Raw genomic sequence first — 12695 nt, 5'->3', positions numbered from 1 at the left:
ACCCCCAGCATACCGGGGGGTTCATTCCACTATTTTCTTAGCATATACACAACCGATTCTAAGCTAATCAGACACTTTGGCTGCTGAATTCTTTTTGCCTCAGTTCCACTCTTCTTATTTTCCCTGAGGCCGTTTTTGGCAAATCCTCTGTAAATTCTATTTTTCGGGGGTATTTGTAAGGCGCAGTCAGCTTCTTCACATGCTCCTGCAGCACTTTTACGAGTTCCGGATCCTGTTTATCTGCCCCCTCTTTCAAAACCACGTAGGCCTTAACAATGCAGCCCCTTATTTCATCCGGACTGGAGACGACTGCACATTCCCTTACTAAAGGGTGTTTAATAAGGGCATCCTCAACTTCAAAGGGGCCGATTGTATAGCCTGAACTGATGATGATATCATCAGAACGTCCCTCAAACCAGAAGTAACCGTCTTCATCCATTCTCGCACGATCTCCGGTGACATAATAATCTCCCCTGAATTGCATAGCTGTCCGCTCAGGATCTTTAAAGTATTCTTTAAATAACGCAGGAGTGGAACGATGAACGGCGATATCACCTACCTCTCCAGGTTTGCAGAGTTCCGCCTGATCATTAATAATGGCAACCTTATTTCCAGGCGTCGGCTTTCCCATTGACCCAGGCCTGATGTTCATCTCTTTTGTTACCCCGACCAGAAGTGTGTTTTCGGTTTGGCCATACCCGTCCCGCACATCAATCCCGAAATGCTTCCGGAATGTTTCAATGACTTCCCTGTTTAAAGGTTCACCAGCTGAAACAGCACTATGCAGCTGAGAAAGATTATACCGGTTCAAATTTTGATCTTTAGCCATCAGCCTGTATTCAGTGGGAGTACAGCACAGTACATTGATTTGCTGGTCTTGAAGAAGCTGAAGATATTTGCCGGGTTCAAATTTTCCGTGATAGATAAAACCTGTGGCTCCCATTCCCAAAACAGATAAAAAAGGACTCCAAATCCACTTTTGCCAGCCCGGACCTGCGGTTGCCCATACCCTGTCTTCCCTTTTAATGGACAGCCAGCCGGCTGCGGCTGTGCGAAGGTGGGCATATGCCCATCCATGTGTATGTATCACTCCTTTTGGGTTCCCTGTTGTTCCAGACGTATAGGATAAAAAGGCGGTGCTGCTGCTTTTAGTATCTGCAAAGCTGAGTTCTCCTGTCTGGCGGTTCATCTCTTCTTTCAGGGAACGCCATCCTTCCTTCGATTCCCCAATCACCCATTTAAGAAGCGAATCCGCTTCCTCCACCTCATTGGTTTGCTCGGTAAACTGGTCGTAGCAAATCATTCCTTTGACTTCACCATGAGTAATCCGGTAGCGAAGATCCTTCGGCCTAAGCAGTTCTGAGCTTGGAATAACGACGATACCTGCTTTGAGAGCTCCCATGTATACAGCGTAGGCTTCAAGAATTCTTGGTGTCATAATCAAAAGCTTGTCTCCCTGTCGGAGCCCCGCTTCAATTAGAGCGCTCCCAACCCTGTTGGCATCCTCTATCAGCTCTTTATAGGTAAGCTCTTTATGTGTCACCCCATTTTCCCAAATCAAAGCTGGTTTTCCAACGTCCGCGTTTTGTTCTATTTCCTGTACAAGATTATACTTGTCCGGTGCAAGCAAGCTCTCGCGATTCATCATGATCCCCTCCTGTTATTCCCTCTCTTTAAGTATACTAAATATTTTTAAAGTTTTGAATAATATTCAGTCCAGCTAAACAGGGTAAGCATGCAAGCCGTCATTACCTGCTAAACGGCTGGTCTTACATTATTTTACTTAGCTGGGTTTCCGCTGCAGGGTACGCTTATCCAATGGAGGACGCCGAGCTTCCTCAGCGCACTCACCTGCGTGGTTTCACCTGTCCGGCAGAAATTTGCCCGGAGACCCACTTCAAAATGTATAACAAAACCAGATCCTCTTTAACCTGGCATTTCTTAAAGAAAGGTAAATTAAAAAGGAACAGGGTTTCCCCTGCTCCTGTAGCCATAAAATATGATTATTTTTGGTATCCGCTCATGTTTGACTGAGCGTAAGAAACTAGACGCTTAGTGATCTCTCCACCTACAGATCCGTTAGCGCGAGCAGTAGTTTCTGGTCCAAGGTTTACTCCGAATTCAGAAGCGATTTCGTATTTCATTTGGTCGATCGCTTGTTGAGCACCTGGAACTACTAGTTGGTTAGAGCTGCTTTGTCTGCTTTGTGCCATGTGTTCTCACCTCCTTGTGAATATAGAGTGTGTAAAAACACATGGCTTCATGCCTGAGATTCTACTGGTAATTGTTTCTAAATCAGTGATTACAATAGACTGGATGAATGAAGATTTTCATCCGGGTGCGCAGGTTTAAAAACAATCGTTTCTGTCTTTGCGACAGCTGATTGAATAAGCTCATCAAAATCTACAAAGCTTTCATATCTGTCTGCTTTTTCAAGCTTTGGCCTCGTTTTCGGTGCAGCAGGAGTAAATATCGTGCAGCAATCCTCATAAGGCCTGATAGATATATCATGGGTTCCTATTTCTTTTGCTGTTTTAATGATTTCCGGTTTGTCAAAGGATACGAGGGGTCTTATTACCGGCGTCGTTGTCACAGCGTTGATTGCAAACAGGCTCTCAAGAGTCTGGCTTGCAACCTGGCCAAGACTCTCCCCTGTTACAATCGCCAGTGCACTGTTTTGGATTCGGAGAAGATCTGTTATCCGGAGCATCATTCTTCTAGTAGAGGTCATGGTATAGTTTTCCGGCACCTGCTGCTGAATTTGCTCCTGAATTTCAGTAAACGGAACGATATGGAGCTTCATGCTTCCTCCGTATACTGTAAGCTGTTCCACCAAATCGACGACCTTCTGCTTTGCCCTCTCACTCGTATATGGAGGACTGAAAAAATGTACAGCTTCCAGTTCTACCCCCTTTTTCATCGCCATATATGCGGCAACAGGACTGTCCAGACCTCCTGAAAGCATGAGCATTGCACGGCCGCTTATTCCGACTGGCAACCCACCCGGACCAAAGCGGTTCTGGAACATAATATACGTTCCCTCACTGCGAACCTCTACTTTAATTTCATGATCGGGCTTGCGTACATTTACCGTCAGTCCTTCTGTATTGGTCAGAACATGCCCTCCCAGTATGCCGTTTAATTGATCGGCTGGAATTGGGAACGTCTTATCCGCTCTTCTTGCGCTGATTTTAAATGTATCTCCAGGCTGGAATACGGTTCTGATTGCTTCAAGTACGGTTTCTTTAATCGACTCCTCATTGCTGTTACATTTTGCAGCAAGGCTGAACGAATGAATTCCGAACACTTTCTCAAGCTTTATGGAAACTTCGCTGTGGGATTCGCCGTTAAGCTGGATATAAATCCGGTCACGGTTAGATTGAAAGCGCAGGTTGGAGTGGGCTTTCAACACTTCTTTCATATTTCTTCTCAGTCTTTCAACAAATCGGCTGCGGTTTTTTCCTTTAGTGGAAATTTCTCCGAACCGCACGAGTATATGATCAAATTCCATTGTTTACCCCTTTATTTTTAGAATATGCTGAATGGATTCCTGTAAATTTTCATAGAGAGGATGGATTATGGATCGGTCTGATTGCATATCCAGACTGATCCTGACCCCGCTCACCGCTTCCTCTCTGGATTTCCCCATCGCGGTCAGCGTCTGGCTTGGTGCACTTTTCTTCGAAGAACAGGCTGAGGTAGTCGAAACGTAAATTTCTTTTAATTCAAGCCTGTGAACTAAAACTTCTGATTTTATTCCGGGTACTGAAAAATGAATGATATGGGGAGCTGATTGAGACTCCGGAGTGTTCATTACCACTCCGTCTATTTCCTTTAGCCGCTTGATTAATTCCTGTTTGGTTTCATACAGTCTCACATGGTGCTCAGAATAGTCGATAAATGACATTTTTAATGCTTTTGCAGCAGCTGCAATTCCTGCTACGCTTTCCGTGCCGGACCGCAGATGGCTCTCCTGCTCCCCGCCAGATAAAATCGGCATGAGGTGCGCACCTTTTCTTCTATATAATATACCAGTTCCCTTAAGTCCCCTAAATTTATGAGGTGACATGGAACAGAGATCAATGCCGGGATGGGAGAGAGGCAACGGTACTTTTGCTGCTCCCTGAACATGATCTGTATGAAAGGACACATTCGGAAAATGCTGCAAAATATCTGCCAGCTCTTCGATTGGCTGAATCGTACCAATTTCATTATTTACGTGCATGATGGAGACAAGAATAGTATCTTCGCGCAGTTCCTTCTTCATGCTTTCAGCAGAAACTCTTCCATTTTCGTCAACAGGGAGAATGGTGAGCTCGAATCCAAATTCTTTCTCAAGCTGCAAGCATGCTTCCATAACCGAAGGATGCTCGATCGCCGAAGTAATAATATGATTTCCTTTATGTCTCTTATAAAAGGCTGTTCCTTTAATCGCCAGGTTATTGGCTTCCGTACCGCCGGAAGTAAAAATAATTTCCTCTTCTTTTACTTCTAACAGCCCAGCCGTTTGTTTACGTGCCTGCCTTAAAAGATTCTCGGCATCACTGCCCAGTTTATGCAGGGAAGAAGGATTCCCGAAATAATTCCTGGTAGTTTGGATATATGAATCCAGAACCTCTGGATAGGGCAATGTAGTGGCACTATTGTCTAAATAAAGCATTCTCATTCCTCCAAAAGCAGTTCAATGCACACATCGTAATATATTACCATATTGAATGGAATAATGAAATGGAGGAAACTTTCCGTTGACTGCGCTAATTTTTTGAATATAATTAAAATTAAAATAGTTGAACAATTCGACAATTTTCCTATTGCTGTGTTACGATCTTACGGTATATATTGTCGGATTCAGGAGGTTTATGATGAAACAAGGGTTGTCAAAAAAAGAAACGTTTGTTGTTGGTCTTATGCTATTCGCCCTATTCTTTGGAGGAGGAAATATGATTTTCCCTCCATCTTTAGGACAAGCTGCCGGCACAAGCGTCTGGCTTGCCATTGCTGGATTCCTCGTAACCGGAGTAGGGCTTCCTCTCCTCGGAGTCATTGCCATTGGGCTTACAGGGACAGATGTTCAGTCGCTCGGAAGCCGGATTCACCCAATTTTCGGAGTGATTTTTACAGTTGTTCTTTACTTAGCCATTGGTCCGCTATTCGGAATTCCGAGAACAGGAACGGTCGCTTATGAAATCGGTGTTACTCCTTTTCTTCCAGAGGGAGCGGCGAAAAATGGAATTTCTCTTTTGATCTACACAATCGGATTTTTCGGAATCACTTATTGGCTTTCCCTTAATCCAAGCAGGCTTGTAGACCGGATCGGAAAGCTATTGACCCCCGCCCTGCTTATCATTCTTGCTTTGCTTGCTATAAAGACCATCGCTACTCCGATGGGAGTGCCTCAAGCTCCGCAGGCGGATTTTCAAGAGGGAACATTCTTTAAGGGATTTCTTGAAGGATATTTGACGATGGATACTCTTGCCGCTCTTGTTTTCGGGATTGTTGTCATCAATGCTGTGAAAGCAAAGGGGATCACCAGCGGAAAATCCATCGCGAAGGTTTGCATTCAGGCAGGATTGATTGCAGCAGCAGGATTGGCTCTGGTGTATCTGGCTCTTGGGTATTTAGGAGCTACGAGCGTAGATGCGATCGGCTATAAGGATAATGGAGGTCTGATTCTGTCCTCTTCTGCAAATGTGTTATTCGGTTCCCTAGGGAACATCGTACTGAGTCTAGCCATATCATTTGCCTGCTTAACAACAAGTGTCGGCCTTGTTTCAGCTTGCGGACAATACTTTTCGAAAATTCTGCCAGCCATTCCTTATAAATGGATCATATTGGCACTTACCGTCTTTTCAGCGGTGATCGCAAACTTTGGCCTCACGCAGCTGATTACTTTTTCTGTGCCGCTGCTCACAGCCATCTACCCGCTGGCCATCGTTTTGATTCTGCTTTCGTTCGTAGATCGAATCTTTAACCGTGCTCCCGAGGTTTATGCTCTCAGCCTTGCTTTTACAGGCATTGTTAGTGTTATGGACGGCCTTAAAGCTGGAGGAATCCCTCTCGGTGAGACCGGTAAATTTTTCAATGAATTTCTTCCGCTTTTCCCTGAAGGAATCGGATGGCTTGTTCCGGCTATCGCCGGAGCACTGATTGGTTATGCAATTGCCCTATTCAGACGCCCGCATCTGAAAGCAAAAGTTAAGGGCAGTCATTGAACGTTATGATTAGGGACGGTAAACCGGCAAAGTGCGCTGGCGTATAACAGGAGAGCAGTAAATTCGTTAGGTATACTCATTCCTTCCGCTGGCGGCTAAGTGAAAAAGGGGGGCAGTTCATCAAGTGTCACGCTCACACCCCTTTTAAATTTGGTTTGTTCCCGTTGATTTCTATTTTTGCCCGCTGGCGGTGTGCTTCACCCCCTGATTATTATTTTCACAAAGAAACCCACGGTATGCATCGGGCTGCATGAGAAAAAGGACCGCTCTGTGAGCGGTCCTTTTTCTCATTTATTTTTAAGTTCTTCCAAATCTTCCTCGACTAGAGACCCAATTTTTTCAAAGGAACCTGGTTCCACTGTTTCAATGGCCGTCGCAGCTTTTTTCAGGGAGCTTTCGTACTCATAATGCCGGAACAGCTTCTCTGCTTCACTCAGCTCTCTTGACAGGTTTTCATCGCGGCTTCTAAAGCGGTTCCCGTACTGGATGATTTTTTCTACATAGTAGACCTGCTCAATCATATCCTCCGTTTGCTCGCGGACCTTCGCAGAGGCAGAAACGGCATCTTCAAGCAGAACGTTAACGGCTACCATGTCAAGCGGAAGCTCATTTAGTTTTTCGGACACTTGCGACACAGATCGCTTCGCATCTGAAAGGAGCTCTGTGTAAACAGCAGGCAGTCCGGGAATATTGCTTTTACTGACAAGTCTTGCCGCTTCACTTAGAAGCGTTCTAGCCTCACTGAGCTGTTCCCTTGCTGTCAGCTCTTCCTTGCGGAGGGCATGAAGCATCTCTCTGTATTCAGCATGTTCAGCTTTCACATCAGACATTTGCTTTTCCAGTTCAATGAGCTCATCTTTCAGGAGGGAATAAGCGATTTTTTCATTCGCCATTTTATCCTGGATATGAGTGTATCGTTTCTGGAGAGAACTGATCTGTTTATCGATATGGCGCAGTCGGGACGTTTCTTCTTCGCTTAGATGATAGCTTAGCTTTACAGCATCCGTTTCTTCTTTGGAGATCAGTTTTTCGGCATGAAGCTCCTGCAAAGCACTCTCTGTTTTTAATGTTTCTGCCAGAACGTAGTGGTGGGCATGCACTTCTTTTTCCAGCAGATCATACATCGTTTCAATGGATTCATGGATTTCCTGAAGGCTTTCATGAATTCCTTCCGTTTCAAGAAGGCTGATTTTCTCTTGAAACAGGGAAAGCGAGCCGGAAATGCGCTCGGTTTCGCTTTGTATCTGAATGTGGCCGAGAAAATATCCTTGAGAGGCCATTTCTTCGTATCCGTCTTTTATTTCAGAAAGCTGATTCGGAATAACTGTCTGACAGTCGGACAGAAGCGCAGGAATCACTTCAATCTGAGCGCATAATTGCTCCAGAACTGCCGTCTGTTTCGTTAATATTTCTCTGGCAGCGAGATAGTTGCCGGACTCTGTTTCAGATTCGAAAAGTTTAAGGGCTTCATAGACTTCATACAGCGCTGTTTCCAGTTTAGCATGTGCGTTGCCAAAAGTATGGCTGTGTGCAAGCAGCGTCTTCTTCGCCTTTTTGAACTTCTCCCTCACCTCTTCTATTTCACTGCTGTTTCTTTCTTCACTTGTGACAAGCTCATAGATTTCCTCAATAATCTGTTCAATATTCTGCTCGGCGGCATCGAGCATCCGCTCAATATGCTTCAGCACCTCTTTGGATTTTTTAAACCGGTATTTGTCTGCATGATCTTCAGCATCAAATAGCAGCTCTTCCACTTCAGGGAGCTGGGAGGTGATGATCTCATCCCATTCCTGTCTCCATTTTTCAAAGAGTTCCTCTGCCTGGCCAGTCATTTTTAATTCTTTCACTCTCGCCATCTCATCGGCGAGCGAACGATTCATAATTTCAATTTTTCTGGCTTCAAGCCGGTCTACTTCCCGGTATATATTTTTTCTAATAAAATAACCGGCTGCAAAAAAAAGAACGAGCACAGCCAGTAAACCAATAACGACTTCCATAATGGGCCCCCCTGCTGTATATAAGAAAAAGCACAAGCGCAATATTTAGCCCGGTGAGCTGCTTGCGGCTTACAGCGTTTTGTTTTCAGTCTGCTTTGCCGGAAAGGCGTGCTGCCGGCAATCATTGATCCAGCGTAATAGATCTGTTTCTTCTATTCGATAACCGCGGACAGAATTCGTGCTGCCTGCCGGTTTTGCACATTATATGTAAAGCAAGCGCTAAAATTATGTTATTTCAATGTTTTTATGATACCATGTTAACGATATTTTTTGACCAATTTTTTTAATTTTTTACATCCTATTACCTGCTTTGCGCGAAGGAGGAAATAAAATTGAAGAAAATTGACGGCCATGTACATACTCCCTTTTGCCCTCATGGCTCCTCTGATGCCCTTCATGAGTATGCAGAAAGGGCCATCAGGCTTGGCTTCACAGAGCTTACGTTTACAGAGCACGCCCCTCTCCCCGCCGGATTTACAGACCCGGTTCCGGACAAGGACAGCTCGTTGCCGCTGACTCGGATAGAGCAGTATATCCATGACGTTCAAGAGGTCAAAAAGGAATACTCAAAGGATTTAATGATTAAGCTTGGGTTTGAAGTAGATTATATTGAAGGATTCGAAGCAGCTACAGCCAGTTTTCTGGATGAATACGGGGAAGTGATGGATGATGGAATTCTTTCCGTTCATTTTCTTCTGCACCGTTCCTCTTATTACTGTCTGGATTACAGCGAGGAAGGGTTTGATGAGCTTTCCCGACTGACAGGCTCTCCAGAAAAAACGTACGAGCTCTATTACAAGACGGTCGAACGCTCCATACTGGCAGACCTTGGAAAATACAAGCCGAAAAGGATCGGGCATATTACCCTTGCTCATAAATTCAAAAAACTTTTCCCTGCTCCGGAGTGGGATTTCATGACGGTGAGCCGGCTGCTTGAATTGGTCAGAAAAGCCGGCTATGAATTGGACTATAATACGGCAGGCCTTAGGAAAACCAATTGCCGGGTTCCTTATCCATACGAAAAGGCAGCTGTTTTAGCACGGGAAATGGGAATTCCCCTCGTATATGGATCAGATGCGCACATTGCATCTGATACTGGAGCGGATTATGAAACATATGAAGAAATGGTTATAAAATAGCCTGTACTTTCGGTGTGAGCATAAAAGCGAGCCAATTTTCAAGCTCATGAAAATATTGTTTCACAAAGTAATTTTCATGCGGCTGCAAATAGAGGACTTCAGCAATATACTGCGGCTGCAAGAACGGCATTGTCAGCATCGCTTTCAGCTGGACGATAAAATGCCCCACTGGGATTTTATTTAAGCTGCTGTCCGCTATTCCCTCTTCTAAAAGGGTGGCCAGCAAAAACTTTTCTTTCACCATATACGTACTCATTACCTCCCGGATCAGGGTTGTATCCAGGGTGATTTCCCGATACACAAATCGCGTCAATTGACGTCTTTCCTGCTGGTAGTTTAAAATATCAAATACTAAACGGGTAAGCCGTACGATTGGACTTTTGTCCATATCAGCGAGGATGGCAGCTTCCATAACCTGAAGGTACCCTTCATAAAACCGGGAAACAAGGTGTTCCATCAGGCCTGTCTTCCCATTGAAATAATAGGAGATATGAGCGACGTTAACGTTCGCTTTTTTAGCAATGGCCCTGACGGAAGTTCCAGTGAAGCCATTTGTATTAAACAGAGCAATTGCAGACTGGATAATCTTCTCCCTGGTCATGTTTACGTTTTCCTGTTTCACACGGCTCACCCCTTAGTATATTCTTGATACATCATTCCATAGAGGGAACAGGAATCCTTTATCATATTCTCGACAAAATTCTGTCAGGAAGAAGCCTGGATTCATATAATAGATAGAAAGAAGGAGATCATTCATGTTTCATGTCGAAAAATATTCGAATAACTCGAAAGAAAATTATGAATTAGTGATTAAGCAGCTCCAAGCATTGCTTGAAGATGAGCACGATCAGATTGCCAACCTATCGAATGCATCAGCTCTGCTAAACCAGTTTCTTGAAGATGTAAATTGGGTTGGGTTCTATTTAATGAAAGAGGGAGAGCTGGTGTTAGGGCCTTTCCAGGGCCTCCCAGCCTGTGTGCGCATTCCTTCCGGCAAAGGAGTATGCGGAACAGCCGCTGCCACCGGGAAAACACAGCTTGTTGAAGACGTTCATCAATTTCCTGGACACATTGCCTGTGATGGCGCTACGAACTCTGAAATTGTCATCCCTCTTGTTAAGAATGGTCAAGTCTTTGGTGTTCTTGACATAGACAGCCCATCATTCAAGAGATTTAACGAAACGGATAAAGAGTACCTGGAAAAATTTGCAGAAGCTCTGCTTCCTTTTCTTTAAGTTCTGTTAACTTTGGCTGCTGATTGCAGCTAACGGGGGTCCGCTTTCCGCTCCAATCAGCGGGTGGAAAATCAAAACCGTGCTTTCCCCCCTACTCATACCAGCCATCATGATGTTCGGCTTTACTCCAATGCACGAAAAAGCGTCCGGCACCTATGCCGGACGCTTTTTCATAGTGGCTGGACCACAACTTGATCCTTTCCATTGCTTTTCGCCTCATACAAAGCACGATCCGCTCTTAGAAAAAGCCTTTTAGGGGTGTCTTCTCCCTCCGCCTCCCAGACGGATACACCGCAGGAAATAGTCACAGTAGGTGCAGTTACGTTTTTTACTCTTTCTACAAGACGGCTTGCAACTGCAATTCCCGCTTCCAAGTCGACCTGCGGAAGGTAGATGGCAAGCTCTTCTCCGCCCCATCTGGCTCCCACATCATTCTCCCGGATGCTGCTTTTGATAATACCGCCTACCTGGATGAGGACTTCATCTCCAACCTGATGGCCATATGTATCATTAATATTTTTAAAATTATCAATATCAATTAACAAAAATACGCCGTTTCTTTCCTCTTTCATCGACTGCCGGATCCGCTCATTTAAATAGTTCCTTGAAAACAGCTTCGTTAAATTATCTGTTTTTACAAGCGCCTCAAGCTCCTCCCGCAGCATCGAATTGGTCAGAGCAAGGGCTGAATGATGGATAAGAGACTGCAGCAGCTTAAATGTTTCGAACGTGAATTGGTATGGAACTGAATGCAGGGCGATGGCAAAGCCTTTTATCTGCTCATTTTCCATCATTGGCACGGCCATAAGGCATTTAAATAAACCGGAAACGGTCTCCGTTCCAAGGCTCCCGATAAAGATGCCCTCTTTCTCATTTTCGATTCTTGAAAGCACTAAGCTGACGTAAGGTTCAGCCTCTTCTGTGATAAAAAAACCGGTGCTCCCCGGCAAAAGCTGATAGTTTCCGGAGGAGTCCCTGTAAAAAAAACCGGCTTCCATTGCATTAAATGAGCGGATAATCCGATTAGAAAGGTATTTCATCGTATCCTTGAGCGGGAGATTTTTATTAAGCTGATGGGAGGTTTCATTAATAAGCCGCAAGTCATCAATTAATTTGCGGGACTGCTGATAAAGCTGTGCGTTTTCCATTGCATTTCCTGCAGCATTCGCAAGCATCATAATGAACGTAACCTCTGACTCTTTAATAGGAGCAGCTTTTCCTGATATAACCTCCAGAACGCCGTAAACCCCCTGGCGCCCCTTCAGCGGGATATACACGTGCAGCTGTCCGGCTGCCGTTCTGTCCATTTTTAAGGTCCCAGTCAGAAAAGCCTCCATAGCACTGTCAGCCGACCCTTTTTCATCGAAATACAAGTCTTTTGTAGGAAGATCCAGCTTACTGTCATTATCGTGAGATAGAAACAAATAAAATATGTTTTCCGTATACATATTTTGAAGAGACTCAATTAGCTTAACGAGAACCTGATCTTTATCCATGGATGAATGGAACCGCTCCGTCATTTCATATAGATGGGAATGTTTTCTTGAATTTAAGGCGCTTAATTCTGCTTCTCTGCAATAGAATAAAAATTCGAAGCAGGCATTGCTTAAGTCCGGCAGCCAGGTTTTATCCATTGCAGCCGCGTCCAGAATTTCAAGAATAGAAAACCATTCATTAGAAGGGGCTCCAAGAAGCAGCCTGCATTGATTTGCCTTTTCTGAAAAACCATTTGCAAACAGCTCTTCTTTCACCTCAGGCAGGGAAGAATCTCTTATTTGCTGAGGGGCAGTGCTTGCCGTATAATACGGCAGCAGAGGATCGCTGGCAGAATAGTAGCAGGATATAGAAACCTTCCCTGCCCTGAATAATTCCTTGAGCTCAGAAGCCAGCCACTGCGCTGCCTTCTCAAGAGATTGGTCTGGTCTTTCAGTATATAAATAAGCAAAAAATCGGCCGTTTAGCGAGGTTAAGATGCTGTTTGTTTGTTGCATGCACGGACCACCCATTAAGTTCCAAATTAAGTAAATTTTATAGATTTATTATATCATAAAACCTGCTCCCGCCATAGTTGAACTTTTCCCTTCAGAGCATTTGGAATTCACCCTTGACTTC

At 44.6% G+C, this 12695-nt stretch carries 10 protein-coding genes; 3 read left to right on the top strand and 7 right to left on the bottom strand.

The window, feature by feature from the left end; translation table 11 throughout:
• Positions 1–67: 67 nt before the first annotated feature.
• The 4 genes from mbcS to ACQCV8_RS05420 all read right to left on the bottom strand — a co-directional run bounded on the left by mbcS (position 68) and on the right by ACQCV8_RS05420 (position 4660).
• Positions 68–1645: an acyl-CoA synthetase MbcS gene (mbcS, locus tag ACQCV8_RS05435; protein WP_426843801.1), complete on the bottom strand. Its 1578-nt coding sequence runs from the start codon at positions 1643–1645 to the stop codon at positions 68–70.
• 358 nt (positions 1646–2003) lie between these two features.
• Positions 2004–2213, bottom strand: a complete 210-nt coding sequence (locus tag ACQCV8_RS05430) for an alpha/beta-type small acid-soluble spore protein (RefSeq protein WP_123918434.1) — start codon at positions 2211–2213, stop codon at positions 2004–2006.
• Between the two features lie 89 nt (positions 2214–2302).
• Positions 2303–3511: a tRNA uracil 4-sulfurtransferase ThiI gene (gene thiI, locus ACQCV8_RS05425; protein WP_426843543.1), complete on the bottom strand. Its 1209-nt coding sequence runs from the start codon at positions 3509–3511 to the stop codon at positions 2303–2305.
• A 3-nt stretch (positions 3512–3514) separates the two neighbouring features.
• Positions 3515–4660, bottom strand: coding sequence for a cysteine desulfurase family protein (locus tag ACQCV8_RS05420; RefSeq protein WP_426843542.1), 1146 nt, complete (start codon positions 4658–4660; stop codon positions 3515–3517).
• A gap of 202 nt (positions 4661–4862) precedes the next feature.
• Between ACQCV8_RS05420 and brnQ the strand changes: the two genes are divergently transcribed.
• The gene (gene brnQ / locus ACQCV8_RS05415) at positions 4863–6212 is read left to right on the top strand and encodes a branched-chain amino acid transport system II carrier protein (RefSeq protein WP_426843800.1); all 1350 of its coding nucleotides are present in this window, start codon (positions 4863–4865) and stop codon (positions 6210–6212) included.
• A gap of 287 nt (positions 6213–6499) precedes the next feature.
• Here brnQ and ezrA read toward each other — a convergent pair whose 3' ends face one another.
• Positions 6500–8209, bottom strand: a complete 1710-nt coding sequence (ezrA, locus tag ACQCV8_RS05410) for a septation ring formation regulator EzrA (protein ID WP_426843541.1) — start codon at positions 8207–8209, stop codon at positions 6500–6502.
• Positions 8210–8541: 332 nt separating this feature from the next.
• Between ezrA and hisJ the strand changes: the two genes are divergently transcribed.
• A complete protein-coding gene (gene hisJ, locus ACQCV8_RS05405; protein WP_426843540.1) occupies positions 8542–9348 on the top strand; it encodes a histidinol-phosphatase HisJ in 807 nt (268 codons plus the stop codon).
• Here hisJ and refZ read toward each other — a convergent pair.
• The gene (gene refZ / locus ACQCV8_RS05400; RefSeq protein WP_426843799.1) at positions 9338–9949 is read right to left on the bottom strand and encodes a forespore capture DNA-binding protein RefZ; all 612 of its coding nucleotides are present in this window, start codon (positions 9947–9949) and stop codon (positions 9338–9340) included. The two genes, hisJ and refZ, sit on opposite strands and share 11 nt — an antisense overlap.
• 154 nt (positions 9950–10103) lie before the next feature.
• On the opposite strand from refZ, the gene ACQCV8_RS05395 reads away from it, so the two are divergent.
• On the top strand, positions 10104–10583 hold the full coding sequence (locus ACQCV8_RS05395; protein ID WP_426843539.1) for a GAF domain-containing protein: 480 nt from the start codon (positions 10104–10106) through the stop codon (positions 10581–10583).
• A gap of 170 nt (positions 10584–10753) precedes the next feature.
• Here ACQCV8_RS05395 and ACQCV8_RS05390 read toward each other — a convergent pair whose 3' ends face one another.
• The gene (locus ACQCV8_RS05390) at positions 10754–12574 is read right to left on the bottom strand and encodes a diguanylate cyclase domain-containing protein (protein ID WP_426843538.1); all 1821 of its coding nucleotides are present in this window, start codon (positions 12572–12574) and stop codon (positions 10754–10756) included.
• Positions 12575–12695: the final 121 nt, after the last annotated feature.

This window comes from Metabacillus sp. 84 (assembly GCF_050107715.1).
In the GTDB taxonomy this organism is placed as follows: domain Bacteria; phylum Bacillota; class Bacilli; order Bacillales; family Bacillaceae; genus Metabacillus_B.
The sequence above is the reverse complement of the archived record's forward strand: the minus strand, read 5'-3'. Positions and strand labels throughout refer to the sequence as shown.

Coding starts and splice junctions, on each gene's coding strand:
- ACQCV8_RS05395 (WP_426843539.1), top strand. CDS start 10,104: ATGTTTCATGTCGAAAAATATTCGAATAACTCGAAAGAAAATTATGAA.
- brnQ (WP_426843800.1), top strand. CDS start 4,863: ATGAAACAAGGGTTGTCAAAAAAAGAAACGTTTGTTGTTGGTCTTATG.
- ACQCV8_RS05420 (WP_426843542.1), bottom strand. CDS start 4,660: ATGCTTTATTTAGACAATAGTGCCACTACATTGCCCTATCCAGAGGTT.
- thiI (WP_426843543.1), bottom strand. CDS start 3,511: ATGGAATTTGATCATATACTCGTGCGGTTCGGAGAAATTTCCACTAAA.
- mbcS (WP_426843801.1), bottom strand. CDS start 1,645: ATGAATCGCGAGAGCTTGCTTGCACCGGACAAGTATAATCTTGTACAG.
- ACQCV8_RS05430 (WP_123918434.1), bottom strand. CDS start 2,213: ATGGCACAAAGCAGACAAAGCAGCTCTAACCAACTAGTAGTTCCAGGT.
- refZ (WP_426843799.1), bottom strand. CDS start 9,949: ATGACCAGGGAGAAGATTATCCAGTCTGCAATTGCTCTGTTTAATACA.
- ACQCV8_RS05390 (WP_426843538.1), bottom strand. CDS start 12,574: ATGCAACAAACAAACAGCATCTTAACCTCGCTAAACGGCCGATTTTTT.
- ezrA (WP_426843541.1), bottom strand. CDS start 8,209: ATGGAAGTCGTTATTGGTTTACTGGCTGTGCTCGTTCTTTTTTTTGCA.